This window comes from Flavobacterium sp. 28YEA47A, assembly GCF_041262125.1.
GTDB lineage: Bacteria > Bacteroidota > Bacteroidia > Flavobacteriales > Flavobacteriaceae > Flavobacterium.
The window spans coordinates 1-25,068 of record NZ_JBGCCI010000003.1 but is presented as its reverse complement, the minus strand read 5'-3'; the positions used below and the strand labels follow the sequence as shown (position 1 = coordinate 25,068).

General features: G+C 36.2%; 27 protein-coding genes. 17 read left to right on the top strand and 10 right to left on the bottom strand.

Translation table 11 applies throughout. From position 1 onward, the window contains the following. Window positions 1-45 precede the first annotated feature (45 nt). The 4 genes from secA to ABH942_RS04575 all read right to left on the bottom strand — a co-directional run bounded on the left by secA (window position 46) and on the right by ABH942_RS04575 (window position 5,226). Window positions 46-3,402, bottom strand: coding sequence for a preprotein translocase subunit SecA (secA, locus tag ABH942_RS04590; RefSeq protein WP_370029803.1), 3,357 nt, complete (start codon window positions 3,400-3,402; stop codon window positions 46-48). A gap of 87 nt (window positions 3,403-3,489) precedes the next feature. After that, window positions 3,490-3,711: a DUF2795 domain-containing protein gene (locus ABH942_RS04585; protein ID WP_022828503.1), complete on the bottom strand. Its 222-nt coding sequence runs from the start codon at window positions 3,709-3,711 to the stop codon at window positions 3,490-3,492. A 188-nt stretch (window positions 3,712-3,899) separates the two neighbouring features. After that, entirely contained in the window at window positions 3,900-4,472 is a 573-nt protein-coding gene (locus tag ABH942_RS04580; protein ID WP_370029802.1) for a cob(I)yrinic acid a,c-diamide adenosyltransferase, read from the bottom strand. Between the two features lie 70 nt (window positions 4,473-4,542). After that, window positions 4,543-5,226: an ABC transporter ATP-binding protein gene (locus ABH942_RS04575; RefSeq protein ID WP_370029801.1), complete on the bottom strand. Its 684-nt coding sequence runs from the start codon at window positions 5,224-5,226 to the stop codon at window positions 4,543-4,545. 185 nt (window positions 5,227-5,411) lie between these two features. Here ABH942_RS04575 and ABH942_RS04570 point away from each other — a divergent pair, with 185 nt between their 5' ends. Both ABH942_RS04570 and ABH942_RS04565 read left to right on the top strand, forming a co-directional pair. After that, a complete protein-coding gene (locus ABH942_RS04570) occupies window positions 5,412-6,095 on the top strand; it encodes a hypothetical protein (protein ID WP_370029800.1) in 684 nt (227 codons plus the stop codon). 142 nt (window positions 6,096-6,237) lie between these two features. Continuing rightward, window positions 6,238-6,489, top strand: a complete 252-nt coding sequence (locus ABH942_RS04565) for a Rho termination factor N-terminal domain-containing protein (RefSeq protein WP_370029799.1) — start codon at window positions 6,238-6,240, stop codon at window positions 6,487-6,489. Here the strand turns inward: ABH942_RS04565 and ABH942_RS04560 are convergent. Both ABH942_RS04560 and ABH942_RS04555 read right to left on the bottom strand, forming a co-directional pair. Beyond that, window positions 6,486-7,319: an O-methyltransferase gene (locus ABH942_RS04560; RefSeq protein WP_370029798.1), complete on the bottom strand. Its 834-nt coding sequence runs from the start codon at window positions 7,317-7,319 to the stop codon at window positions 6,486-6,488. The genes ABH942_RS04565 and ABH942_RS04560 overlap by 4 nt on opposite strands. 10 nt (window positions 7,320-7,329) lie before the next feature. Then, complete coding sequence (locus ABH942_RS04555) at window positions 7,330-9,189, bottom strand: ABC-F family ATP-binding cassette domain-containing protein (RefSeq protein ID WP_370029797.1); 1,860 nt, start codon at window positions 9,187-9,189, stop codon at window positions 7,330-7,332. A gap of 235 nt (window positions 9,190-9,424) precedes the next feature. On the opposite strand from ABH942_RS04555, the gene ABH942_RS04550 reads away from it, so the two are divergent. The 4 genes from ABH942_RS04550 (at window position 9,425) to ABH942_RS04535 (ending at window position 13,061) form a co-directional block, all read left to right on the top strand. Next, window positions 9,425-9,802: a DUF1801 domain-containing protein gene (locus ABH942_RS04550; RefSeq protein ID WP_370029796.1), complete on the top strand. Its 378-nt coding sequence runs from the start codon at window positions 9,425-9,427 to the stop codon at window positions 9,800-9,802. 59 nt (window positions 9,803-9,861) lie between these two features. Then, window positions 9,862-10,377, top strand: a complete 516-nt coding sequence (locus ABH942_RS04545; RefSeq protein WP_370029795.1) for a DUF4833 domain-containing protein — start codon at window positions 9,862-9,864, stop codon at window positions 10,375-10,377. A 70-nt stretch (window positions 10,378-10,447) separates the two neighbouring features. Further along, entirely contained in the window at window positions 10,448-11,608 is a 1,161-nt protein-coding gene (locus tag ABH942_RS04540; RefSeq protein ID WP_370029794.1) for a glycosyltransferase family 2 protein, read from the top strand. A 139-nt stretch (window positions 11,609-11,747) separates the two neighbouring features. Further along, window positions 11,748-13,061 carry a dihydrolipoamide acetyltransferase family protein gene (locus tag ABH942_RS04535; protein WP_370029793.1) on the top strand — a complete coding sequence of 438 codons (1,314 nt, stop codon included), beginning with the start codon at window positions 11,748-11,750 and terminating at the stop codon, window positions 13,059-13,061. A gap of 62 nt (window positions 13,062-13,123) precedes the next feature. Here ABH942_RS04535 and ABH942_RS04530 read toward each other — a convergent pair whose 3' ends face one another. After that, complete coding sequence (locus ABH942_RS04530) at window positions 13,124-14,077, bottom strand: erythromycin esterase family protein (RefSeq protein ID WP_370029792.1); 954 nt, start codon at window positions 14,075-14,077, stop codon at window positions 13,124-13,126. 210 nt (window positions 14,078-14,287) lie between these two features. On the opposite strand from ABH942_RS04530, the gene ABH942_RS04525 reads away from it, so the two are divergent. From ABH942_RS04525 to ftsY, 9 genes are all read left to right on the top strand, one after another. Then, window positions 14,288-15,064 carry an exonuclease domain-containing protein gene (locus ABH942_RS04525; RefSeq protein ID WP_370029791.1) on the top strand — a complete coding sequence of 259 codons (777 nt, stop codon included), beginning with the start codon at window positions 14,288-14,290 and terminating at the stop codon, window positions 15,062-15,064. A gap of 24 nt (window positions 15,065-15,088) precedes the next feature. Then, a complete protein-coding gene (locus ABH942_RS04520; protein WP_370029790.1) occupies window positions 15,089-15,700 on the top strand; it encodes a fumarylacetoacetate hydrolase family protein in 612 nt (203 codons plus the stop codon). Beyond that, window positions 15,700-16,044, top strand: coding sequence for an Hpt domain-containing protein (locus ABH942_RS04515; RefSeq protein ID WP_370029789.1), 345 nt, complete (start codon window positions 15,700-15,702; stop codon window positions 16,042-16,044). The genes ABH942_RS04520 and ABH942_RS04515 overlap by 1 nt, the downstream gene beginning before the upstream one ends. A 31-nt stretch (window positions 16,045-16,075) precedes the next feature. Then, on the top strand, window positions 16,076-17,338 hold the full coding sequence (locus tag ABH942_RS04510) for a competence/damage-inducible protein A (protein WP_370029788.1): 1,263 nt from the start codon (window positions 16,076-16,078) through the stop codon (window positions 17,336-17,338). Between the two features lie 118 nt (window positions 17,339-17,456). Further along, window positions 17,457-18,362, top strand: coding sequence for a DUF4476 domain-containing protein (locus tag ABH942_RS04505; protein ID WP_370029787.1), 906 nt, complete (start codon window positions 17,457-17,459; stop codon window positions 18,360-18,362). A 155-nt stretch (window positions 18,363-18,517) separates the two neighbouring features. Then, entirely contained in the window at window positions 18,518-18,754 is a 237-nt protein-coding gene (gene rpmB, locus ABH942_RS04500) for a 50S ribosomal protein L28 (RefSeq protein WP_056069897.1), read from the top strand. A 27-nt stretch (window positions 18,755-18,781) separates the two neighbouring features. Beyond that, a complete protein-coding gene (gene rpmG / locus ABH942_RS04495) occupies window positions 18,782-18,964 on the top strand; it encodes a 50S ribosomal protein L33 (RefSeq protein ID WP_056069900.1) in 183 nt (60 codons plus the stop codon). A 9-nt stretch (window positions 18,965-18,973) separates the two neighbouring features. Next, window positions 18,974-19,126, top strand: coding sequence for a DUF4295 domain-containing protein (locus tag ABH942_RS04490; protein WP_140002976.1), 153 nt, complete (start codon window positions 18,974-18,976; stop codon window positions 19,124-19,126). A gap of 167 nt (window positions 19,127-19,293) precedes the next feature. Continuing rightward, window positions 19,294-20,247 carry a signal recognition particle-docking protein FtsY gene (ftsY, locus tag ABH942_RS04485; protein WP_140002978.1) on the top strand — a complete coding sequence of 318 codons (954 nt, stop codon included), beginning with the start codon at window positions 19,294-19,296 and terminating at the stop codon, window positions 20,245-20,247. 359 nt (window positions 20,248-20,606) lie between these two features. Here ftsY and ABH942_RS04480 read toward each other — a convergent pair whose 3' ends face one another. Continuing rightward, the gene (locus tag ABH942_RS04480) at window positions 20,607-21,677 is read right to left on the bottom strand and encodes a serine hydrolase domain-containing protein (RefSeq protein WP_370029786.1); all 1,071 of its coding nucleotides are present in this window, start codon (window positions 21,675-21,677) and stop codon (window positions 20,607-20,609) included. A 105-nt stretch (window positions 21,678-21,782) separates the two neighbouring features. Between ABH942_RS04480 and ABH942_RS04475 the strand changes: the two genes are divergently transcribed. Both ABH942_RS04475 and ABH942_RS04470 read left to right on the top strand, forming a co-directional pair. Next, on the top strand, window positions 21,783-22,223 hold the full coding sequence (locus ABH942_RS04475; RefSeq protein WP_370029785.1) for a hypothetical protein: 441 nt from the start codon (window positions 21,783-21,785) through the stop codon (window positions 22,221-22,223). Further along, window positions 22,204-22,500: a DUF721 domain-containing protein gene (locus ABH942_RS04470; protein WP_140002983.1), complete on the top strand. Its 297-nt coding sequence runs from the start codon at window positions 22,204-22,206 to the stop codon at window positions 22,498-22,500. The genes ABH942_RS04475 and ABH942_RS04470 overlap by 20 nt, the downstream gene beginning before the upstream one ends. Window positions 22,501-22,569: 69 nt before the next feature. On the opposite strand, the gene ABH942_RS04465 is transcribed toward ABH942_RS04470, so the two are convergent. Next, window positions 22,570-22,989 (bottom strand): nucleoside-diphosphate kinase, encoded by a 420-nt coding sequence (locus tag ABH942_RS04465; RefSeq protein ID WP_370029784.1) that lies wholly within the window; start codon window positions 22,987-22,989, stop codon window positions 22,570-22,572. A gap of 147 nt (window positions 22,990-23,136) precedes the next feature. Continuing rightward, complete coding sequence (gene bshC, locus ABH942_RS04460; protein ID WP_370029783.1) at window positions 23,137-24,732, bottom strand: bacillithiol biosynthesis cysteine-adding enzyme BshC; 1,596 nt, start codon at window positions 24,730-24,732, stop codon at window positions 23,137-23,139. Window positions 24,733-25,068 lie beyond the last annotated feature (336 nt).

Below are 25,068 nucleotides of genomic sequence, written 5' to 3'. Positions count from 1 at the left end.
TTATCAAGATTTGAAATCAAAAATCAGAAATCAAAAACCTAAAATTTATTCATTCACTATGACCCATTCACCAGAAGCCAAAAGACTTTCTGCTTTTTTGTATTTCATAGTTTCGGTCTTACCACTCATAACATGCTTCACAGTAACATTGTCGTTACGGTTAATTTTTGGCATATCACGAACGATAGTTTCCGTTACAGCAGGTCTTTGTGTCTGGCCAGCTTCGCGGCTTGCTGCCGCAGCTTCATCCGTATTTGGAATCTCGTCTTTTGAAGTCTTGTAATTTTCTTTTGGACGGGCTACTTCTCTTGCTTCGTGAATTTCAGGATTGTTTTGCTGTGGAAGGTCGCCTTTGAATAAGAAAGAGATTACTTCTTTATTGACATTATCAATCATGTTCTTGAACAAGTTGAAAGCTTCAAACTTATAGATCAATAACGGATCTTTTTGTTCGTGTACTGCTAACTGAACCGATTGTTTCAACTCGTCCATTTTACGCAAGTGTTTTTTCCAGGCCTCATCAACAATAGCAAGCGTGATGTTTTTCTCAAAATCGCTTATCAATTGAGCTCCCTCTGTATCGTATGCCTTTTTTAGGTCGGTTACAACATTCAGAGTTTTGATTCCATCAGTAAACGGAACTACGATTCTTTCGAATTGGTTGCTTTCGTTTTCAAAAACATTCTTGATGATAGGGAAAGCCTCTCTTGCGCTTCTAGCTGTTTTTTCATTATAGAATTCCAAAGCCGACTTATATACTTTTCCGGTCAATTCCTGAACTGAGATTTTTGAGAAATCAGCTTCGTTCACCGGTGAAGTGATAGAGAAGTAACGGATCAATTCGAATTCGAAGTTTTTGAAATCATTTGAGGCTTTGTTAGCTTCAACGATAACTTCGCAAGTGTCATACATCATGTTGGCAATGTCCACTTTCAGACGCTCTCCGTGCAGAGCATGGCGACGACGTTTGTAGACTACCTCACGCTGTGCGTTCATAACGTCATCATATTCCAAAAGACGCTTACGTACACCGAAGTTATTTTCTTCTACTTTTTTCTGTGCTCTTTCGATAGACTTGGTCATCATAGAGTGCTGGATTACTTCACCTTCTTTTAAGCCTAGTCTGTCCATAACTTTAGCGACTCTTTCTGATCCGAACAAACGCATCAGGTTATCTTCAAGAGAAACATAGAATTGTGAGCTACCCACATCTCCCTGACGTCCGGCACGACCTCTCAACTGACGGTCAACACGACGCGAATCGTGACGTTCTGTACCAACAATTGCTAAACCGCCTGCGGCTTTCACTTCAGGAGAAAGCTTGATATCCGTTCCACGACCTGCCATGTTTGTAGCAATGGTCACGACTCCGGCTTTACCAGCTTCTTCAACGATTTGCGCTTCCTGCTTGTGCATTTTAGCGTTAAGTACGTTGTGAGGAATATTTCTCATCTTAAGCATACGGCTCAATAATTCTGAGATTTCAACAGAAGTAGTACCAATCAATACCGGTCTTCCTGCTGCAGAAAGTTCTGTAACATCTTCGATTACGGCATTGAACTTTTCACGGGTACTTCTGTAAATAAGATCTTCTTTATCTTTTCTGGCAATTGGTTTGTTAGTTGGGATTTCAACAACATCCAATTTATAGATTTCCCATAATTCGCCAGCTTCTGTTACAGCGGTACCGGTCATACCTGCCAGTTTGCTATACATTCTGAAATAGTTCTGTAATGTAACAGTAGCAAATGTTTGGGTTGCAGCTTCGATTTTTACGTTTTCTTTTGCTTCAATCGCCTGGTGCAATCCGTCAGAATAACGACGTCCGTCCATGATACGACCTGTTTGCTCGTCAACAATCAATACTTTGTTGTCGATGATAACATATTCTGTATCTTTTTCGAATAAAGTGTAGGCTTTTAATAGCTGCGTTAGAGTATGGATACGCTCGCTTTTTATGCTGAAATCCTGGAAAAGTTTTTCCTTTTCTTCGGCTTCTCCATCTTTGTCAAGATTCATTTTTTCGATTCTCGCAATTTCAGTTCCAATGTCTGGCAGGATGAAGAAATCATTGTCAGTGTCTCCAGAAAGGAATTTTATTCCGTTGTCTGTCAATTCAACCTGATTGTTTTTTTCTTCAATTACGAAATACAAGGCTTCATCAATCTTGTGCATTTCGCGGTTGTTGTCCTGCATGTAGTGGTTTTCAGTTTTTTGAAGTAGCTGTTTAACACCTTCTTCGCTCAAAAACTTGATCAAAGCTTTGTTTTTTGGTAAGCTTCTGTAAGCTCTTAGCAATAAAAATCCGGCTTCTTTAGTGTTGCCATCTTTTAATTGTTTTTTAGATTCGGCCAAAAAGCCATTTGCTAATTGTCTTTGTAAGCTCACAAGGTTTTCAACTTTAGGCTTTAGCTCGTTAAACTCGTGACGGTCACCTTGAGGAACCGGTCCTGATATAATCAACGGAGTTCTGGCATCATCTACCAAAACCGAATCGACCTCATCGACAATTGCGTAATTATGTTTTCTTTGTACCAGTTCTTCCGGAGTATGAGCCATATTGTCTCTCAAATAATCGAAACCGAATTCGTTATTTGTTCCATAAGTAATATCAGCATTGTAGGCTTTTCTTCTTCCTTCAGAGTTTGGCTGGTAGTTGTCGATACATTCTACCGTAAGACCGTGGAATTCGAAAAGAGGTGCTTTCCATGCGCTATCACGTTTTGCAAGGTAGTCGTTCACGGTTACAAGGTGAACACCGTTTCCTGTAAGTGCATTTAGGTATAATGGAAGCGTAGCAACCAATGTCTTACCTTCACCCGTTTGCATTTCGGCAATTTTACCTTGGTGCAATACAGTACCTCCAATTAATTGGACGTCGTAGTGAATCATATCCCATGTAATCTGTTTTCCGGCAGCATTCCAGCTATTAGCCCATACAGCATTATCACCTTCAATAGTGATATATGTTTTTGTAGCAGAAAGTTCCAAATCTTTTGGAGTGGCTTTCACCGTTATCTGTGTATTATCTTTAAATCTTTTGGCTGTTTCTTTAACAACTGCAAAAGCTTCAGGGAGTATTTCCAGCAAGGTTTTTTCGGAAATATCGTAAGCTTCTTTTTCCAAAGCATCGATAGAAGCATAGATGTCTTCTCTAGCATCGATATCCTGCGTTTTTTCTACTTCGAGTTTGTAAGAAGCAATTTTTGCATCTTTTTCAGATCGGGCTTCTTTAATTCTTTCTTTGAAGTAAATAGTTTTTGCTCTTAATTCGTCATGCGAAAGAGCAGCTAATGTTTCTTCGTATGCTTTTATCTTGGTGATAAGCGGCATGATGGATTTTACGTCCTTCTCCGATTTATCTCCTACAAAAGCTTTTAATATGCTGTTGATGAAACTCATGGGTTGTTATATTTCTATTTATAAAATGTTGCAAATTTAAGCAAAAAAAAAGCCTCGATTGAGACTTTTTCTTTGTGTTTATTATTTTTAATACTCATCCTCGTTCCAAAGATAATCTTCGTCAGTTGGATAGTCAGGCCATATCTCTTCCATTGATTCGTAGATTTCACCTTCGTCTTCTATAGATTGAAGGTTTTCCACTACTTCTAAGGGTGCTCCAGCTCTAATAGCATAGTCGATAAGTTCGTCTTTGGTTGCAGGCCACGGCGCATCACTTAAATAGGATGCCAATTCTAATGTCCAATACATCTGATATCGATTTAATAGTTTTATGCAAAAATAATTTTTTTACTGAAATAGTCAAGTAAAATTGTATTTATTTTAAAAAAGTCAAGAACGTTTTTTCAGGCTTCCAGAATTGGATGATGCGATTTCGAATTTTTATCCTGTTCATTAACCGCTATTGCCTTCTGACGTTTCGATTTGGCTGCTTCAGATTACTGTTTTTCAGGAATCCATTTTACCTCATCGGCCTTAAGGTCGTAGGACAACTTTCGTGCCAGTACAAAAAGGTAGTCAGAAAGTCGGTTTAAATACTTAATTACAAGCTCGTCTGTAGGCTCTTGCTCGTTTAAATGAACCGAAAGTCGTTCCGCACGACGACAAACACAGCGCGCAATGTGACAATATGACACGGTTGTATGTCCGCCAGGCAGTACGAAATGTGTCATTGGTGGCAGGGCGCTTTCCATGTCATCAATTTCATTTTCAAGTAATTCGATATCTGTTTCGGTTATTTTTGGAATATTTAGCCTTGGTTTTCCATTTTTCAGGATTTCTTTTTCCGGCGGTGTGGCCAAAATGGCACCAACAGTAAACAATCTGTCTTGAATTCGGATTAAAACCTCTTTATAATGGGTATTTATTTCCTGATCGCGTATTAGTCCGATGTAGGAATTAAGTTCATCAACAGTACCATAACTTTCGATTCGGATATGGTGTTTAGGCACTCTGTCGCCTCCAAATAAAGCTGTAGTTCCTTTGTCTCCTGTTTTTGTATATACTTTCATGTGTTTGTAATTGTTGGTTTTCTGTAAAGACTATTCTTGAAAATTGAACTGTGCTTATTACAGTGAAAAACTATTTATTTGGCTTGTCACTTTCTACCAAACCATCACGAAGTCGTATGATTCTATGGGCATAAGCGGCAATATCTTCTTCGTGTGTTACTAGGATTACAGTATTTCCGTTAGCATGAATTTCATTAAAAAGGTTCATGATTTCCACAGAAGTCTTACTGTCAAGGTTTCCTGTTGGTTCATCGGCTAAGATAATAGATGGCTTATTGACTAAAGCCCTGGCAACTGCAACACGCTGTCTTTGCCCACCGGAAAGCTGATTAGGTTCGTGGTCCATTCTGTCTTTTAGCCCAACTTGAGTCAGTACTTCTTCTGCTCGTGCTGAACGTTCTGCTTTTGAATATCCGGCATAAATCATAGGAAGTGCCACATTATTAAGTGCAGTTGTTCGAGGCAGCAGGTTGAATGTTTGGAAAACAAATCCAATTTCTTTGTTGCGGATTTCCGCCAGATTGTCATCACTCATCTGGCTTACATCTTTTCCGTTCAGAATATATTGTCCTGATGTGGGAGTATCAAGGCAGCCCAAAAGATTCATCAAAGTAGATTTTCCAGAACCGGATGGTCCCATTAAAGCAACATATTCTCCTTTGTTGATAGTAAGGTCGATTCCTTTTAATACATGGATAATTTCATTTCCAAGTACAAAGTCTCTTTTTATATTGGTGATCTTGATTAATGACATAGCTTTAATTTGAGCCTAAAAGTAATGAATTTTTGCAAAAACGAATTCAATTTAAGATTTTAAGATAAAATTAATAGTTAGATATCTCTGTATTAAATTAATCATAATATTTTAACTAAAAACATAAAAATAATTTTTTATAACTAAATTTATGTAACCAATTTTTTAATTAAAACCACCAAGTTATGAAAAAGATTAATCTATTTTTAGGAAGCGCACTTATTGCAGTGACTCTTGTCTCGTGTAAAAGTGAAAGTGAAAAGCAGGCTGAAAAAACAGTCGGAGCTTATGAAAAATATGTAGATTCAGTTACTAATGTTGCCGTAGCTGATGCAAAAGCAAATTGGGAGTCGATAGAGGTTGCTTATAACCAAAAAACAGCCGAAGCTGAAGCAGCTCTTGCTGAGCTAAAAGACAAAGCAGTGGCAGAAGCCAGACTTGAAAAATCCAAAGCAAAATATGCCGATTTAAAATCAAAATTAGAAGCTGAAGCTCAAGCAGCAAAAGAAGCTCAGGCGGCAAGTACTCCTCCTAATAAAAAACAGTTGTTACGGGATGCCTATTTTGGAGCTGGGAAAATTGGAGAAGACATGAATTTTTCTTGGGTAAACAAAGACAATATCTTACGAGTGTATAATGATTTTTATAACGAGTTTGATAAAAATAAAGATACTTATTCAAGAGAAGATTTTGATGAGATAAAAGCGATGTATGAGGCTTTAGATGCTCATAAAAATACAGTTGAAAAAGAAGGACTTTCTTCAAAAGATAACAGAAAGATTGCTGAGCTGAAATTTAAATTCGCTCCAAAATTTAAATGGGAACGAATGGGAGCAAAAGCTGAAGAAAATCAAAAAGCTAAAGAGTAATTACATATTGGTTTGAGTTAGGTATGGCTGTCCTTTTATGGGCAGCCATTTTTATTTGTGTTGGCTTTAACGGCTAGTTAACGTATTTAAAATTAGATATTTATTAAATTTATATAATGTCTAACCTATAAAAAATAAAATCATGCCAAACAAAAGTCCAGGCCAGCAAATCAAAGATAGGGACCAATACGAAGCATTACGCGATAAAGGCTATAGTAAAGAGAAATCGGCACGTATAGCGAATAGTGAAGGCGCTGAAAAAAGGGGAGGCCTTGCCAAAAAATATGAAGACCAGACCAAAAAGGAAATTTATGACCAAGCTAAAAAAGTAGGAATAGATGGCCGTTCAAAAATGACTAAAGCCGAACTGATAAACGCACTGCGAACTAATTAGGGCAATAGGCCCCATAATTTTCGGATGCCCAATATGCTATTCAGGAAAAAAGAATTGGAAGTGCGGAGTATAAAATGTTCTTTCTCCTGTTCTTTTCTAAAAAAAACAAAACCCCATTGGAAGGTGTCAATTGTGACAGTAACCTTTGGGTGTTTTTTTATAACTTCCCATGCTTCTTCCATACCGGATGACCAATGAATGTCGTCAAAAATCCAGATAGTTTCATTATTCGCAGTGGAAAGAAGTGATTCAAAATAGCTTAATGTGGCTTCTTTAGAATGATTGCCATCAAAATAAATTAAATCGTAATTCGCAGATTTTACGGTTTTGGTTTCCAGATAGGATTCAAATTGGGAAATTATAGAATCGATATTGAAATCAAATTCCTGAAATTGCTTTTGTGCAATTTTTGCCGTTTCAGGACATCCTTCCAGACTTGTGATTTTTGCCTTCGGGTTTCCTAAAGCTAAAGCAGAACTTGCCAAACCAAGCGAAGTCCCGATTTCTAAGATGTTTTTTGGTTTAAAATAATTTACAATCCGATACAAAAGTCGGGCGTCTTTTCTTGAGATTCCTGCGTTTTGGGCAATTTGATTTATTGCCCGTGTATTGGATTTAAAAACTCTTGAACCGGCTCCAAAGTCGGTAACTTCAATTGTGTTTTTATTTTGCAGTAATGAATTGCGGTATTTTTTTAAGATGCCATAAGCCCCATATTCATTTTTATCATAAAAACATTTTCTGAGCAAATCAAACACAAACGGTGAATGCACACCGTGAGAATTGTTTGAATTCCATAGAAATTTCAGATATGATATCAGGAGATGCATACCGTTCTGATTATCCTTCCATCTTGGCAGAAAGTTCAAACCATCGTTCTTCTTTCGCTTCGATTTTTGAGATTATGTTTTGAAGTTCCTTAGCCTTTTTTTCAATATCGGCATCGGCAACCTTTCCATCAGAAAACAGCTGCTCGATTTTGACTTTCTCGATTTCCAAATCCTTGATTTCACGTTCAATTTTTTGGAATTCTTTCTGTTCGTTAAAAGTAAGGCCTGAGGAAACGTTTTGCTGCTTCCAGTTATTTTTCTCTTTAGTAGTTTCGTCTTTTACAGGCTCTACACTATCTTCATAAGCCCGGAAATCGGAATAGTTGCCCGGGAAATTTTCGATGACGCCTTCTCCTCTGAAAACAAACAAATGGTCTACGATTTTGTCCATAAAATAACGGTCGTGCGAAACAACCAACAAACATCCAGGATAGTCCAGAAGGAAACTTTCGAGTACATTTAAGGTTACGATATCCAAATCGTTCGTTGGCTCATCCAGAATCAAGAAGTTTGGATTCTGAATCAGTACCGTACAAAGATAAAGTCGTTTTAGCTCACCACCGCTCAATTTTTCTACATAGTCGTACTGCTTTTTACTGTCAAAAAGGAAACGTTCCAACAATTGCGAAGCCGAAATGATTTTGCCTTTCGTCAATGGAATATATTCACCATATTCTTTGATGATGTCGATTACACGTTGGCCCGGCTTAGGATTGATGCCGCTCTGTGTATAATATCCAATCTTAATAGTGTCACCAGCGACTACTTTTCCGGAATCAGGCGGAATTGTTCCGGTCAGTACATTCAGGAAAGAAGATTTTCCCGTTCCGTTTTTCCCGATAATTCCGATTCGTTCGCCACGTTGGAAATCAAAATTAAAATTATCTAAGATGATCTTGTCGCCAAAACGTTTAGTGATTTTATGGAGTTCGATGATCTTACTACCCATACGTTCCATATTGATCTCAAGTTCAACCTGATTTTCCTTACGGCGACTTTCTGCCTTTTGCTTGATAACATAAAAGTCATCCTGTCGTGACTTTGATTTCGTAGTTCGTGCTTTTGGCTGTCGGCGCATCCATTCCAATTCTTTTTTGAAAAGGTTTTGTGCCTTGTCTATGCTTGAATTTTCTGAAGCAATTCGTTCTTCTTTCTTTGACAGATAATAAGAATAATTGCCTTTATATTGGTAGAGCTTTCCATTGTCAAGCTCAATGATTTCATTACAAACACGTTCCAGAAAAAAACGATCGTGCGTTACCATAAACAAGGTAATGTTTTCTTTGGCAAAATAACTTTCCAGCCATTCAATCATCTCCAGATCCAAATGGTTGGTCGGCTCGTCCAGAATTAGCAGATCCGGACGGTTGATAAGGATAATAGCCAGCGAAAGACGTTTCTTTTGCCCACCGGAAAGATTTTTTACTTTCAGTTTGAAATCTTCAAGTTTCAACTTAAACAATATCTGCTTAAATTGAGTTTCGAAATCCCAGGCATTGAACTGATCCATTCTGTCAAAGGCTTTTTGGTATGCTTCTTCATCTTCCGGATTTTCCAGTGCTTTTTCGTATTGGTGAATAACATCTAACACCTCATTGTCGGATGCGAAAATGCTTTCTTCAATAGTCAATTCGTCTTGCAGGTTATGGTTTTGCGATAGAAAAGCCATTTTAATGTCTTTTCGTATGACAACCTGGCCAGTGTCCGGTTCGTCATCTCCATTGATAATTCTCATGATAGATGTCTTGCCCGAACCATTTTTTGCAATAAAAGCAATTTTCTGGTCTTTATTGATTCCAAACGAAATGTCCTTGAAGAGCGTGCGCTCGCCAAAAGATTTTGAGATATTTTCGACTGATAAGTAATTCACGGTAGAAATTTTTTGCAAAAGTAGCTTTTTAAAACCAAAACAGAAGCGAAATTAATTTTCATATAAAGGCACAGATTCACAAAGTTTGTAAAGAGGAAACAATTGAAAGCAAGCATTAGTTATTAAATCTACGGAATCATTTTAATCTGTGGCTAAAAAATAAAAGTTCTTAATCAAAAAAGAAACATATTTCCAAATTTGATACATTTATAGTGGATTGGCAAAATAAGAAACTATGGATGTAATACAAGAAATAGATAATTTTTATTTGAAACAACCGGAACCTCACCAAAGTTGCCTGTTGGCTTTGAAAAACATTATACTTTCACAAGATGCTGAGGTTACTAATGTACTGAAATATGGTATGCCCATGTTTTGCTACAAACAAAAAATGTTTTGCTATTTATGGATTCATAAAAAGTATAAACAGCCCTATATAGGTTTTGTAGAAGGGAAGCATTTAGATGATCCGGAGCTACTGGCCGAAAAGCGTTCGCGGATGAAAATATTGCTGTTTGATCCCAATCAAGACTTGCCGATTGAAAAGATTGAAAACCTTTTAAAAGAAGCGCTTGACTTGTACAAATCAGGAAAAATAGCGTTAAAGAAGTAGTCTGGCTATTTAAGGATGGAAAAACTTTTGCTATATTCGTGAAACCTAAATATTTAGAAATGAAAAAAATATGGTTTTTGCTTTTTATTTCGATAAGCATGCAGGCACAGAAAGGCTATCCTACTCCTACAATAACAGATGATCATTTGTTTTACATACAGCATAGCAAAAATCACAATACGTTTGTTTATGAAGCTAACTTTGATGGCAAGAAGTTTGACGACTTTGAGCCCATAAAAATTCATAGGGTAGCCTATACCAAAGGCGGCGTAAAAGAAGAACTTACCAAGATACAGCGAAAATTAGCTTATGGTGTGGATGTACGCAAGCTGAAAGAAAACCATTATGAATTTTCTTTGGTTTCTTATCCTGAAAAGAAACTTTATTTAGAATTAGGGCCTAAAGATAAACCACAGGTAAGGACGGTTATAAATGGCAAAAAAATGATACTCGCTAAAATGTATCTTTCTATGGAAGAATCGGGTAGCCTGAAACCTAAGGTGGAATATATTGATTTCTATGGCATAGATCCGGAAACCAAAAAAGAAATCAAAGAGCGTTTTTTTATGAAATAACAGAGTTTTATCGCTGCTTTTCGAGTTGCATTTCCATTAGAATAATCTAAAAACTGCTTATATTTGCTCAATGCAGTTATCCGTTATCATCCTTAACTACAATGTCCGTTATTTTCTTGAGCAATGCCTGTTGAGCGTTCGGGAAGCCATTCATGGACTTGATGCTGAAATTATTGTTGTTGATAATAATTCTCCCGATGACAGCTGCCAAATGGTAAAAGAACGTTTTCCGGATGTAATTCTAATTGAAAATAAAGAAAATGTAGGTTTTCCGAAAGGAAATAATATTGGTGTAGAAAAAGCCAAAGGAAGATATGTCTGCATACTGAATCCGGATACTGTAGTTGCAGAAGATACATTTACTAAAATAATAACGTTTGCCCAAAATCAAACCGATTTAGGAATAATTGGATGCAGGCTAATCGATGGAACAGGTAATTTTTTGCCAGAATCAAAAAGAAGTACTCCGACTCCCTGGGTTTCTTTCACAAAAATATTTGGGCTTTATAAACTGGCACCAACGTCTAACTGGCTCGGGCGTTATTATACAGGCCGTTTACGAGAAAATCAAACAGGGAAAACAGATGTTTTGGTTGGTGCTTTTATGGTTTTAGAAAGAGCGCTTTATAATGAAGTGGGCGGATTTGATGAACGGTATTTTATGTATGGAGAGGACATTGATTTTTCATATACAGTGCTTAAAAAAGGAAAAACGAATTACTATTTTCCTGAAACCAGTATCATTCATTACAAAGGTGAAAGCACGGTAAAAGACGGGACTTATATGAAGCGATTCCAGCAAGGAATGGAATTGTTTTATCAAAAGAATCTTAAGGCATCAGTGTTTTTTATGCTATTTATGAAATTAGGAACACTTTTCTTTTCTTTCATGAAAATGTTCCGGGGAAAGCCAAAACAAAAAACAAAGCCGGAAAATTATATTTTTATTTCGGACAATGATATCCTCAAAGGAAAATTACAGAATACACTGAAAAAAAATATTCAAATCCAGAAATTTGAAAACCAAAAAGCAGTATTTTCGCAAACGTTTTCGGGTTTAGGCTCAGTAGAAGTAATTTTAGATGCTGATTATCTCACGTTTAAAGAGTGCATCTCGATTATGGAAACAAACAAGGATAAAAATCTCACATTTAAGATTTTACCTAAAGACTCAGGCTTTATCATTGGAAGCAATAGTAATAACGAACGGGGAGAATTTATTCGGTTTTAAATAGAAATCTCCATTACTTTAGAATGTAAATAGTTGTGTTTAAAAAAAGTCTTGTAAAATTATGTAATTCATGGCATAACCTGAAAATTATCACTAATTTTGCAAGCAGAAAATAAAAATTCACCATTAGGTTAGCAATATGGCAAAATTTGAATTGAAACTTCCAAAAATGGGAGAAAGCGTTGCAGAAGCAACAATTACCAACTGGCTAAAAAAAGTAGGCGATCCAATTGAAGCTGACGAGGCTGTATTGGAAATTGCTACCGATAAAGTAGATTCAGAAGTACCTTCTGAAGTCTCTGGAGTTTTGTCTGAAATCCTTTTTAACGTTGATGATGTTGTAAAAGTAGGCCAGACAATTGCTTATATTGAAGTATCGGGAGGTGTTGTTGTAGAAGCACCAAAAGAAGAAGCTCCGGCTTCAGTAGCTGAAATTGAAAAAACGGTAGAAACTGCACAGCAAGCTGTTGCCACTCCACAAGATTTTTCAGGTTCAGATAAATTCTTTTCTCCTTTGGTTAAAAATATTGCCAAAGAAGAAGGAGTTTCTGTTGCCGAACTAGAATCAATTCAAGGTTCTGGTAAAGATGGAAGAGTAACAAAAGATGATATATTAGGCTATGTTGCCAACAGAAAAGAACCAAAAGCAGCGAGCCAACAAGCTCAGGCTCCGGTTTCAGCCACTCCGGTAGCAAGTACTCCTGCTCCTAAAGCAGCAACAGCAGTTCCTGTTTCTGTAAATGGAGGCGATGAAATCGTGGAAATGGACAGGATGCGAAAACTGATATCCGGCTATATGGTAGCTTCGGTACAGACTTCAGCTCACGTACAGTCGTTTATTGAAGTCGATGTAACCAACATCGTGAAGTGGAGAGACAAAGTGAAAAATGCTTTCGAAAAGAGAGAAGGTGAGAAATTGACTTTCACACCAATTTTTATGGAAGCTGTAGCCAAAGCATTAAAAGATTTCCCAGGAATGAATATTTCTGTTGATGGCGAATTTATTATCAAAAGAAAAAATATCAACTTGGGTATGGCCGCAGCTTTACCAAATGGCAACCTAATCGTTCCGGTAATCAAAAATGCTGACCAACTAAACCTTGTTGGAATGGCAAAAGCGGTTAATGATTTAGGAAACAGAGCCAAAGCAGGTAAATTGAAACCAGACGATACGCAAGGTGGAACTTATACAGTTACTAACGTAGGTACTTTTGGAAGTGTTTTTGGAACACCAATCATCAACCAACCACAAGTAGGAATACTAGCTTTAGGAGCTATCCGAAAAGTACCGGCAGTTATTGAAACTCCAGAAGGTGATTTTATCGGAATCCGTCAAAAGATGTTCCTTTCTCATAGTTATGACCATCGTGTTGTTGATGGTGCGTTGGGAGGAAGCTTTGTAAAACGTGTTGCGGATTATTTAGAAGCTTTTGACGTCAATAGAGATTATTAATTGACTTAGTTATAAAAAAAGAAACCTCTCGTTTGAGAGGTTTTTTTATGGAATAAATTGTGCTATTCAATAATTAATGACGCGGTTGTCTCCCGAATAAATACAATGGCATCAAAATCAGAACCCGGCAGTATAGGTAATGCTCTGTCGTTTGTCCATACTGAATAGATGTTGGTGATTTTGTTTTTGGTTTGTATAAAAGGATTTGATTTCTTCGAATTAAAAGAAAGAAAGAATAGACCGTCTTTTGCTTTAGAAAATAATCCGGAGAAAGTATCCGGGGCTGATTCAAAACTATGTTTAGTGATTTTTCCTTCTGTAATCACGTTTACGCTTCCTTTATAAGTGTCAAAGCCTAAAGCATAATATTTTGAACCTAACTCTTGTTTTAAATAACCACCCATAGCCTCTACTTCGGCCATAGTAATGTCTTTTGCGATATGCACATTATGGCTCCAGATAATTGCTTTCGAAGCCTCACTTTTTTGTGTTTTAATAATTATTTCTGCCATGTTTTTGTCTCTTGTAAGAGGATCATGCCAAAAATCTTCACTGTCAAATCCAAAAAGGATTACTTTTTTGGCGGCTGTCTGGCTCTGATTGTGTTTTTTTATCCATTGGAAAAGATCAGAAATTTCCTGTGCATTGTAGAGCATGAGTGATTTCATTAGCGTTTTCAGATCGCCGTTTCCATTTTGGAGATAGTCATTGATAGGGCTGATGTTGGCTTGGGTAAGTTCAAAACCAAGCAGCCTATAATTGCTATTTGTAATTAAATATTTGATGATGTTTGCCTTCTGTATATAAAATTCGTGGGTTCCATGAGAAGCCTCTCCAAGTCCAAGAATTGTTTTTTCGTTTAATTCCGAATCTAAAAATGAAAATTTTTTGTCTGATTGTAAGTTTTTGGCTAAAGGAATAGCATTCTCATTTATCCATTGTAGTTTTTTATTTTGCGAATGAGCGAGGAGGCTTGAAATGGTAAAGACAAACGTAACGATTATTTTTATTTTCATGGTAGAGTTGTTAATTACCGAAGGCATAAAGTAAATCTAATGAAAAACCTAGAGGGAGTAGTTTTTTTTCTTCATAAATTTTTGAAGACATTGGAAAATAAGAAACTGAAAATAAAAGGATTTGATGTTTATTACTTGCATAAACAGTAAATTTTAGAATAAAAGTTCAATACAAAAACCGTTATCTTTGCAGTCCATAAAAACAAGAAAATGGAACTTAAACTGACAAAGCCAATCTGTTTCTTTGATCTCGAAACCACAGGAATCGACATCAGTAAAGACAGGATTGTAGAAATATCGATATTTAAAGTCTTTCCTAACGGAAATAAAGAAAGCAGAACTTGGCTGGTTAATCCGGAAATGCCGATTCCGCCGCAAACAACAGCCGTACACGGAATTACGAATGAAAAAGTAGCTAATGAGCCTGTTTTTAAAGAATTGGCGGCTACAGTTCATAACATGATAAAAGATTCTGATTTGGCCGGATTCAACTCTGACCGATTTGATATTCCGTTATTGGCTGAAGAATTGTTGCGAGCAGGACTCGATTTTGATATGAAAAATCGGGTAGCGGTAGATGTTCAGACTATTTTCCATAAAAAAGAAGAACGTACTTTAAGTGCTGCCTATAAATTTTATTGCGGATTAAGCCTTGAAAATGCACACTCTGCCGAAGCTGATACTATGGCTACCTATGAAATCCTAAAAGCACAGTTAGAGCGATACGAAGATTTGCCACAGGACATGAGATCGCTTTCTGAATATACAACCAGAAAAAAATCGGTTGATTTTGCAGGATTTATTGGCTTAGACAAGGACAACGAAGAAATTTTTACGTTTGGAAAACACAAAGGAGCCAAGGTTGAAAAAGTTCTTGAAGCCGAACCTGGTTATTTTGGATGGATTCAAAATGCAGACTTCCCGCTGTATACTAAAAAGGTGCTGACAGCAATCAAACTAAGAAAACTGAATAATAAACTGAGCTAACTTTAAGCGCCGAAAACAGGACTTATGAAAATAATCTGCGTTGGGAGAAATTACGCCAAGCATATAGAAGAACTGCAAAATGAAAGACCGTCGGAACCGGTAATTTTTCTTAAACCGGATACCGCAATATTGCCTAAAAATTTTCCTTTCTTCTTGCCGGAATTTAGCAGTGATATTCATCATGAAGTTGAAATTCTGGTAAAAATAAACAGGGTGGGGAAGCATATCGAGCCTAAATTTGCACATAAATATTATGAAGAAATCGGGTTAGGTATTGATTTTACAGCCCGTGATGTTCAAGCTGAGCTTAAAGAGAAAGGACTTCCGTGGGAAAAAGCCAAGGCATTTGACGGTTCAGCAGTCATTGGAGAATTTTTGCAAAAATCTCAATTCAATTCACTGGAAAATCTTACATTTGAATTGACCAATAACGGAAAATCAGTCCAGATTGGCAATACAAACCAGATGCTCTGGAAAATTGACGAATTGATTTCCTACGTTTCGCAATATTTTACGCTGAAAATAGGAGATATCATATTCACAGGTACTCCGGAAGGAGTTGCAAAGGTCAATCCGGACGATATTCTTGAAGGATATTTAGACGGACATAAATTATTTAGAATACAGGTAAAATAATGGCTATACACTATAATCTGGCAAAAGTCTACGAGATTTCAGATAACGACAGCGAATTCGTTCAGGATATTATAAATCTTTTCGTGACTGAAGTTCCTGCCGACCTGAAAAATGTAAAAGAAGGTATAAAGGAAAAAGACTATAAGCTGGCTTACGCATTCGCTCATAAAATCAAACCTACTCTTGATTTGCTGGGAATGACTGTCGCTTTTGAAGAAATTCTTCTTGTAGAAGATTGGACAAAGCGGGAAGGAAAGAAAAAAGAAATCAAGGATACTTATAAAAGTATTGCAGACAAAGTCGAAAAGGCAGTAAAGGAAATCAAGAAAGACTTTAACTTGTAATTCTGACTGCAAGCCAGAAAAATCAAAATACGTGAAAGCAACCGTAGTAACTATAGGAGATGAGATCCTTATTGGACAAATCATCGACACCAATTCTGCTTTTATTGCAAAATCATTAGACAGGATAGGGATTGATATCCACGAAGTCATTTCTATAAGCGATAGCAGAGAGCATATTTTGGAAACGTTGGAACGCCTACAGAATCAAGTTGATTTGGTAATTTTTACAGGCGGATTGGGACCAACCAAAGACGATGTTACCAAAAAAACATTATGCGACTATTTTGAAGATCAATTGGTAGTGGATGAAGAAGTCCTTGCTCATGTAACTAAACTGATAGAAGGTTTCTATAAACGTCCAATTTCCCAAATTAATAAAGATCAGGCTCTCGTTCCGTCAAAAGCTACTGTGCTGTTTAATAATGCAGGAACGGCACCTGGAATGTGGCTCAAAAAAGAAAATACCGTTTTTGTTTCCTTGCCGGGCGTGCCTTATGAGATGCAATATCTTATAGAAAATAGAGTGGTCCCTAAGGTAATTGAAGAATATAAACGACCTTTTATTATCCATAAAACAATCCTCACTTATGGACAGGGAGAAAGCCTTGTTGCTGAAAGGATAGAAAATTGGGAAAACAATCTTCCGGAATTTATAAAACTCGCCTATTTGCCAAGTCCGGGAAGGGTAAGGTTGAGATTGTCTGCACGCGGAACCGACGAGCAGGTTTTGAAAAAAGCCATAGAAGAAAACACAGACTCGTTATCAAAAATCATTGGAGATATTATTGTAGGATATGATGAAAATGAAACGATAGAGGTGGTTCTTGGCCGATTGTTAACCAAAAATAAAATGACAATAGCTACTGCTGAAAGTTGTACCGGTGGAAAAATAGCCCAATTGCTGACTTCAGTCCCGGGTTCATCGTCTTATTTCAAGGGCAGTGTAGTGAGTTATGCTACAGAAGTCAAAGTAGAAGTCCTAAAAGTACCTCAAGAACTTATTGATACACATTCAGTCGTAAGCCGTGAAGTAGCAATCGAAATGGCATTGGGTGTCCAGAAGCTACTAAAAACAGATTACGCCATTGCTACTACTGGAAATGCCGGACCTGAAAAAGGAGACTCCCCTGCTGAAGTAGGTACGGTTTTTATTGCTTTAGCAACACCTTATCCGGCTCCGGATAACATAATCTGTGAAGAATTTAATTTTGGACAACCACGCGAAAAAGTCATTGACAGGGCTGTAGGTAAGGCCTTTGAAATGCTCCAAAAAGAAATCTTGAAAATCAGATAAGATTTCTTTAGGTGTTTGGCATCGTTTTTGGTCTTTTCTGAGAAATTTATATTTTCGTTCACGAATAATTTTTTAATCCCCCTTTTTTAACACATTAAAAAAAATCAATTATTTTTTTATGAGAAAACTTTACTTTTCTATTGCTGCATCTCTAACCGCAGCATTTGCTTTTGCTCAAGCCCCAACAGGAAATTTGACTATTTTTTCAGAAGACGGAGATCCTTTCTTTCTTGTGCTGAACGGAGAACTGCAAAATGACATTCCGCAAACAAACATCCGTATTGAGGAACTGAACCAGCCGTATTATAATGCTAAAATACTTTTTGAAAACAAGTCTTTTGTAGAAATAACAAAAAAGAATCTGGCGATTGCAGATGTGGATGGTGAATATATGGATGTTACCTATAAAATAAAACGAGATAAAAACAACAAGAATAAGCATAAGCTTAATTTTTTCTCTGAAATTCCGGTAGATCGCCAATATAGAGCTCCAAAAAATGTTCATGTTGTGCATTATGGCGCTCCACAGCCTGTGAGCACGGTATCGCAAACGACAACCACAACCACTGTTGGTAATACCGGAATGGGAGTAGGTGTAAATGTAGGAGGAGTAGGTGTAAATATTAATATTAAAGAGCCAAATGGCGTTTATACAGAAACAACCACTACAACAGTAACACATTCTGGTCAGCCGCAGGTTAATTATGACCCACCACTAAAAGGATGCAATAGTAAATATCCGATGGGTTCAACTGACTTTAATAATGCGCTGACATCTGTAAAGAAACAAGGTTTTGACGAAACCAAGCTAAAAGTGGCTAAACAGATTGTTTCTGCAAATTGCCTGGATGTAAATCAAATAAAACAAATCGCTAATACGATCAGTTTTGAAGAAAACAAATTAGATTTTGTTAAGTTTGCCTATGGTTATTGCACGGAAAAGAAAAATTATTTCAGGCTAAATGATATATTTTCCTTCAGTGCAGATGTAGATGATCTAACAGAATACATCCGGAATAAATAGAACCTATAATTTGAAATACAGGATTTTTGCCTTTTACAGGCTGCATATGGAATCGAAAAAGATTTTGAAAAAAAAGGAGTAGAATGTTTTGTAAATACAGTTTATTTTTTGTTTCTTTGCACCCTGATTTTGAATAACGATAAAAGATAAGCATAATGTCAAGAGTTTGTGACCTTACAGGTAAAAGAGCGATGGTTGGAAATAATGTTTCCCACGCGATGAACAAGACTAAGAGAAAATTTTCTGTAAACTTAGTTAAGAAACGTTTTTATCTTCCTGAAGAAGATAGATGGATTACTCTTAGAGTAGCTGCATCTACAATAAAAACTATCAACAAAAACGGGATTGCTGCAGTTTTGAAAGAAGCTAAAGCTAATGGGTTTATTAAATAATAATCCTACCTCTAAATATATAGCAAGATGGCAAAGAAAGGTAATAGAATTCAGGTAATTTTAGAGTGTACAGAGCACAAAACTAGTGGTCAGCCAGGTACATCAAGATACATAACAACAAAGAACAAAAAAAATACTCCAGACAGATTAGAGATTAAAAAATTTAATCCAATCTTGAAGAGAGTAACTGTTCATAAAGAAATTAAATAATTATTAGTCATGGCAAAGAAAACCGTAGCAACGTTACAGACAGCTTCTAAGAGATTAACAAAAGCTATCAAAATGGTAAAATCTCCTAAAACTGGCGCATACACTTTCGTTGAAAGCGTTATGGCTCCTGAATTAGTTGAGGATTTTTTGAAAAAGAAATAATCATTTAGACATTATATAGATAAGCTACTTTCATTCGGAAGTAGCTTTTTTATTTTTATATTTGTTCAAAATTTAAGTAAAGTGCTCTTTGTAGTTATTTTCTTGAATTTTTGGGTTATTAGGGAGAACAAGTTCTAATAAGCCGAAAAAATCTAACGAATCACAAAATGAGTTTTTTTAAAAAAATATTTTCATCAGAAAAAAAAGAAAGCCTTGATAAAGGTCTTGAAAAAACAAAAACATCTTTCTTTTCAAAGCTTACCAAAGCCGTAGCCGGAAAATCAAAAGTTGATGATGAGGTTTTAGACAATCTGGAAGAAGTTCTGGTTTCATCAGATGTAGGCGTAAATACGACATTGAAAATCATTGGGCGTATTGAAGAGCGTGTTGCTAACGACAAATATTTGGGTACTGATGAGCTGAACCAAATTCTTCGTGAAGAAATTGCAGGCCTATTGTCAGAAACAAATTCGGGAGAAGCTACAGAATTTGAAGTTCCTAAAGACAAAAAACCTTATGTCTTGATGGTTGTTGGCGTGAATGGAGTTGGAAAAACAACTACTATCGGAAAACTGGCTTACCAATTCAATAAAGCAGGATATAAAGTCGTTTTAGGTGCTGCGGATACTTTTAGAGCAGCAGCAATCGATCAATTACAGATTTGGGCTGACAGGGTAGGTGTTCCTATTGTAAAACAGCAAATGGGAAGCGATCCGGCTTCTGTAGCATTTGATACCTTACAGTCGGCAGTTTCTCAAAATGCGGATGTAGTCATTATTGATACGGCAGGACGTTTGCACAATAAGGTGAATTTGATGAACGAATTAACCAAAGTAAAACGCGTAATGCAGAAAGTAGTAGCCGATGCTCCCCACGATGTACTTTTAGTACTTGACGGTTCTACTGGGCAAAATGCTTTTGAACAGGCAAAACAGTTTACGGCTGCAACAGAAGTATCTGCACTTGCTGTTACTAAATTAGACGGAACTGCAAAAGGTGGTGTTGTTATTGGAATTTCAGACCAGTTCCAAATTCCTGTAAAATACATAGGAGTAGGTGAAGGTATCGAAGACTTGCAAGTGTTTAACAAAATTGAATTTGTAGATTCTTTCTTTAAATAATTTTTGCAGTACAACTTTAACAACTTCTTTGATACTGCTAAAGTGCGATACATAACATCGAAAAATAGCGATTATCAGAATATTGATAGTAATATAAGTTTAAATCTTAAGTATGCATTTAATTAATAAAAGTGTTTAATGGCCTTTTCAATACATAATATAAAACCGCTTCATCTTTATATTTTATTTGTACTGCTGATTTTCATTTCAACATTTTTTGAAGGCAAAGTACAGGTAGTCTATTATTTGTTTGTTATTTTGGGCTGGGTCTCATTTTTTATGGCTGTCCGAAATTTTTTCAGGCAAAGAAAAAGTCCCTTAAAAAAGGCCAATACCAGAAAGAAATAAAAATAAATGCGCTAATCAATTAGCGCATTTATTTTTTCCCACAAAACTTCATCAAAATCGGATAAGGCTAAATTGACATTGTCTGCCGCCTCGCCCATCCGGACGATTACCATCTTACGGCTAGGGATTACGTAAATTCTTTGATCATTTTTACCTAATGCCATAAACATATCATTCGGGCCTTCTGGAATTATGCTTCCAGGAAATTGTATTTGTGTCTGTGGTAAGTGATAACTGGACTTTCCGTTTAGCCACCATAAATATCCATATCCCAGATTAATGTTTTGGGATGTATTTGTTGCGGCATTAAAATAACTTTCATTCAATATTACTTCATTATTCCATTTTCCTTTATTGAGCATAAGGAGACCAAAACGAGCCATACTTCGGGTAGTACTCCAATACACACTATTGTTTCCAGATTGGACCCACGCACCATTCATTCCGATCTTATCCCTTAGTTTTGTATTGAAATAACTGTTGAAAGTTGTTGATACGGCCGAAGCTACAACATCTTGTAATTTTACATAAACGTTGTGGTAAGCCCATCGTGTTCCTGCATCCGCTTTATAGGTAAGGCACTCAGGTTCCACACAATCACCGTTATTAATGTCTTCAAGCCCAGAAGCCATAGTTAATAAGTTTTTGTTTGTAATCAGGTCTTCTTTTGCCGGAGGAAGGCTTGTCCATCCATGACCTAGATAATCTGAAACTTTATTATTACTATTTAGATGGTTTTCCTGTTCTGCAATTCCAACCATAGTTGCCGTTAATGTTTTTCCAGCGCTTGCCCAATACCAATTGGATGTAGCAGAATGGCCATTAAAATAATTTTCCATAACAATCTTTCCGTCAACCAAAATAATAAAGCCTTTAGTGTGCTTTTCTTCCAAATAGGTAAGGAGCGGAGCAACTGCATTCTCATTCCATCCTAATGAATTTAATGATTTTGTTTCCCATATGGCACTTTGTTCCAAAGGAGGAAAGTATACTGTTGATTCCGTAGGATTGGATTCATTACTTTCAGAACTACAGCTAATTAAAGCTAGAATAAAGAGTAAAGGGTAGCCTATTTTTTTCATAAGGATAGGGTTTATTATATAGACTTTAAAAATACCAAATAGTTTAAACCGGAAACTTTTTTTATCATAGCAAATAGTAGTAATTTTATTTTTTAAAATAATGAGATGAAAAAAGGAATTTTATTACTGTTTGCGGCAGTGATTACTATGGCTTGCAGCCAGAAAGCGTCAAAAGAAGATGCCAAAAAAGTAAATGGCTATTGGGAAATCGAAAAGGTGATTATGGCTGACGGTTCAAAAAAAGAATATAAAATCAATACAACCTATGATTTTTTTGAAATTGGGAATGATTACAAAGGTTTCCGAAAAAAAGTAAGTCCGCAGCTTGACGGAAAATTCTTGACAGATGATACTTCTGAAGCCGTTGAAATTATAGAAAGAGACGGCAAGATATATTTAGATTATAAAACAGAATATGCAAAATGGGAAGAAGAACTAAAGTCGATTTCTGAAAACCAAATGACCATTGTTAATCCGCAAAAAATAGAATACCAATATAAAAAAGCAACTCCAATAAACCTGCTAGATGGCAAAGAGACTAAATAATGAAAATTCTGTAGGCGATGTCCTAAAACATATCATAGAAGCAAACAAGCTGCAAACCGGAATTGACCGTATTGCAGTAAAAGAAGCATGGATATCTTTGATGGGCAATGGCGTGAATAGTTATACTAAAGATGTTGTTTTAAGGAACAACACGCTCTATGTAGAACTTACTTCGGCTGTATTGCGCCAGGAATTGAGCTATGGGAAAGAAAAAATAATAAAGATGATAAACGAGGAATTCCGTCGCGATATCGTAAAAGAAATTGTCTTTAGATAGACTTTTAAATAAAAGCATAAAAAAAATCCGTTTCAATTTGAAACGGATTTTTTATTTATTGTATCTCGATTAAAACTGCTCTCTTCCTGAAAAGTGGAAAGCACCTTCGATAGCAGCGTTCTCATCGCTATCAGAACCGTGAACAGCATTTTCTCCGATTGATTTTGCATATTTCTTACGGATAGTTCCTTCAGCAGCATCAGCAGGATTAGTAGCACCAATAAGTGTTCTGAAATCTTCAACAGCATTTTCTTTTTCCAAGATAGCTGCTACAATAGGACCTCTTGTCATGAATTCAACTAATTCTCCAAAGAAAGGTCTTGCACTGTGAACTGCATAAAATTGTTGAGCATCAGCTACAGTCAATTGCGTCAATTTCAAAGAAACAATTTTAAAACCACCTTCAGTAATCATGTTCAAAATTCCACCGATGTGTCCGTTTTCAACACCATCAGGCTTAATCATTGTGAATGTTCTATTCGTTGCCATTATATTTTGTTTGTTTAGATTTGGCGCAAAAGTAGTGTTTTTGACAGAAAACGAAAAACAATCGCAAAAATTAGCGACAGAAATTTTTGTATTCCTGACAAAACAAAAAGAAACGGATTGCTTTTACAGATTTTATAAAAGGAACTGCTAGAGAATCACGATTTTGAATTCCTGTTCCAGAGGATGTAATTCTTCGAATAATTTATCTAAAAGTACTTCTCCGTAACCCAGATAAAATTCAGAGAAATTTATAATTCTTTCCTGTAAACTCTGGTTTGGAAATAATTCATTTTGCAAATCTGAAATTCGCTCCAGTTCTTCCTGATGTTTTTTCTTTTCGGCCTTTAATAAGCGTTTTTCAAGATTTTCCAAACCTTTGATTTGTTTCACTTCCTGAGCCTTTACTGCGCCTGTAAAAGATTTGTCTGTCTGTTCTGCTATTTTATTAAGATTGTCAAACTGCTGTCTTAAAAATATTTTCTGTGCGCTCAGGTCAATTGAAAACTCTGAAAAAGATCTCACTTTAGCATTCATTAAATCCTGTTGTTTTGAAAATAGGTCTTTCCATGACAAATTGAGCCTGTCTGCTTTTTTGGCTTGCTTTTCAGTAGCCAGAAGAACGGAATTCCTCAGGAGCAAAATCGGGAAAGGAACATCAGAAGATTCAAAATAAGATTTCAGTTCTAACCAGTAGGCCAATTCACCACCTCCGCCAATATAACAAAGATTAGGAAGAATGACTTCCTGATATAAAGGACGCATAATAACATTTGGGCTGAATTTTTCAGGATGGGTTTCCAGCAATTTCAAAATTTCAGTTTCTGTAAACTTTAATTCCGTATTGTTTACATAATAGAAACCGTTTTGAAGAATAATCCGCTCGCGCAAATCATTTTCAATATAAAAAAGGTTGATTTCCCGCGGATTGACCTGAATATTATAATTTTTCAATTTTTCAGATGTTTCCAAAACTTTCTTATGGGAAGTTTGTTTTAAAAGCTCTTCCTGGGCATAAGGAGCAAAATGTTTTTTCAGTTCGGCAGAATCTGCATCCAGTATGACCAAGCCGGTTTTTCCGAATAATTCATTGGCTAAAAACCGTGTTGCATCAGCCAAATTATTGTGACTAACATACGATTCTTCAAATAATTTTTTTAAATATTCTGCATTTTTTCCAATCCCTAATTCCAATGAAAAAACCTCAAAAACTTCTTCTAGTCCTTTAGTCGATAGTCTTCCAACTGGTCCGCCATTTTCTGTATTCCAACGGACTTTTTTTCCGTGCAGGTTGAAATAATTAATTTCTTCAAAGTCATGGTCTTCGGTTGCCATCCAATAAATAGGCACAAAATTGTATTCAGGATATTTTAATTTTAATTGCTTGGTAAGATTGATGGTAGAAACAATCTTATACAAAAAATATAACGGTCCGGTAAAGAGGTTGAGCTGATGTCCGGTTGTGATTGTAAATGTTTTTGGGTTTTCCAAAGCCATGATATTCCACTTTGTCAGATCCGAAACAGATAGGTTTGAATATTGCTTTTCTAAAACAGAAAGTAGAGTCTTACGTTTTGTAATGTCTGAATTGAATTTTTTTTCTTTTTCAAAAAGCTGTTTCTCGAAATTTTCTAAAGATGAGAATCGGTGATAAAGCGACTGTATGTCTGGATTTTGATTTAAATAATCATTGATTAAGGAAGTAAAGTAACCAGATTCTTGATAGCTGATACAGTCGGTTGGCATAGTTGGAATTTTTTTGTAAAAATAAATAAAATTACAGCATGAGTGATTAGTTTAACAAAGGCTTTAAGAAAGTGGATAGTTGGGAGTGGATAGATGAAAGTTGAAAGTGGATAGTTGAGAAAGTGCTGGAGTTGAAAGTGAAAAAGATAAAGAGATAAAAGTTAGTGAGAGTGCTAGTTGAAAATAAAAAAATAAAAAATAAAGTTTTTCATTGCGTATCTGAATTTTCTTTGCGAATTTTCACCTTAGCACCTTAGCACCTTAGCACCTTAGCACCTTAGCACCTTAGCACCTTAGCACCTTAGCACCTTAGCACCTTAGCACCTTAGCACCTTA

Excerpts from the sequence above, each read along its gene's own strand:
- secA (WP_370029803.1), bottom strand. The coding sequence starts at position 3,402 with ATGAGTTTCATCAACAGCATATTAAAAGCTTTTGTAGGAGATAAATCG.
- ABH942_RS04585 (WP_022828503.1), bottom strand. The coding sequence starts at position 3,711 with ATGTATTGGACATTAGAATTGGCATCCTATTTAAGTGATGCGCCGTGG.
- ABH942_RS04580 (WP_370029802.1), bottom strand. The coding sequence starts at position 4,472 with ATGAAAGTATATACAAAAACAGGAGACAAAGGAACTACAGCTTTATTT.
- ABH942_RS04575 (WP_370029801.1), bottom strand. The coding sequence starts at position 5,226 with ATGTCATTAATCAAGATCACCAATATAAAAAGAGACTTTGTACTTGGA.
- ABH942_RS04570 (WP_370029800.1), top strand. The coding sequence starts at position 5,412 with ATGAAAAAGATTAATCTATTTTTAGGAAGCGCACTTATTGCAGTGACT.
- ABH942_RS04565 (WP_370029799.1), top strand. The coding sequence starts at position 6,238 with ATGCCAAACAAAAGTCCAGGCCAGCAAATCAAAGATAGGGACCAATAC.
- ABH942_RS04560 (WP_370029798.1), bottom strand. The coding sequence starts at position 7,319 with ATGCATCTCCTGATATCATATCTGAAATTTCTATGGAATTCAAACAAT.
- ABH942_RS04550 (WP_370029796.1), top strand. The coding sequence starts at position 9,425 with ATGGATGTAATACAAGAAATAGATAATTTTTATTTGAAACAACCGGAA.
- ABH942_RS04545 (WP_370029795.1), top strand. The coding sequence starts at position 9,862 with ATGAAAAAAATATGGTTTTTGCTTTTTATTTCGATAAGCATGCAGGCA.
- ABH942_RS04540 (WP_370029794.1), top strand. The coding sequence starts at position 10,448 with ATGCAGTTATCCGTTATCATCCTTAACTACAATGTCCGTTATTTTCTT.
- ABH942_RS04535 (WP_370029793.1), top strand. The coding sequence starts at position 11,748 with ATGGCAAAATTTGAATTGAAACTTCCAAAAATGGGAGAAAGCGTTGCA.
- ABH942_RS04530 (WP_370029792.1), bottom strand. The coding sequence starts at position 14,077 with ATGAAAATAAAAATAATCGTTACGTTTGTCTTTACCATTTCAAGCCTC.
- ABH942_RS04525 (WP_370029791.1), top strand. The coding sequence starts at position 14,288 with ATGGAACTTAAACTGACAAAGCCAATCTGTTTCTTTGATCTCGAAACC.
- ABH942_RS04520 (WP_370029790.1), top strand. The coding sequence starts at position 15,089 with ATGAAAATAATCTGCGTTGGGAGAAATTACGCCAAGCATATAGAAGAA.
- ABH942_RS04515 (WP_370029789.1), top strand. The coding sequence starts at position 15,700 with ATGGCTATACACTATAATCTGGCAAAAGTCTACGAGATTTCAGATAAC.
- ABH942_RS04505 (WP_370029787.1), top strand. The coding sequence starts at position 17,457 with ATGAGAAAACTTTACTTTTCTATTGCTGCATCTCTAACCGCAGCATTT.
- rpmB (WP_056069897.1), top strand. The coding sequence starts at position 18,518 with ATGTCAAGAGTTTGTGACCTTACAGGTAAAAGAGCGATGGTTGGAAAT.
- rpmG (WP_056069900.1), top strand. The coding sequence starts at position 18,782 with ATGGCAAAGAAAGGTAATAGAATTCAGGTAATTTTAGAGTGTACAGAG.
- ABH942_RS04490 (WP_140002976.1), top strand. The coding sequence starts at position 18,974 with ATGGCAAAGAAAACCGTAGCAACGTTACAGACAGCTTCTAAGAGATTA.
- ftsY (WP_140002978.1), top strand. The coding sequence starts at position 19,294 with ATGAGTTTTTTTAAAAAAATATTTTCATCAGAAAAAAAAGAAAGCCTT.
- ABH942_RS04480 (WP_370029786.1), bottom strand. The coding sequence starts at position 21,677 with ATGAAAAAAATAGGCTACCCTTTACTCTTTATTCTAGCTTTAATTAGC.
- ABH942_RS04475 (WP_370029785.1), top strand. The coding sequence starts at position 21,783 with ATGAAAAAAGGAATTTTATTACTGTTTGCGGCAGTGATTACTATGGCT.
- ABH942_RS04470 (WP_140002983.1), top strand. The coding sequence starts at position 22,204 with ATGGCAAAGAGACTAAATAATGAAAATTCTGTAGGCGATGTCCTAAAA.
- ABH942_RS04465 (WP_370029784.1), bottom strand. The coding sequence starts at position 22,989 with ATGGCAACGAATAGAACATTCACAATGATTAAGCCTGATGGTGTTGAA.
- bshC (WP_370029783.1), bottom strand. The coding sequence starts at position 24,732 with ATGCCAACCGACTGTATCAGCTATCAAGAATCTGGTTACTTTACTTCC.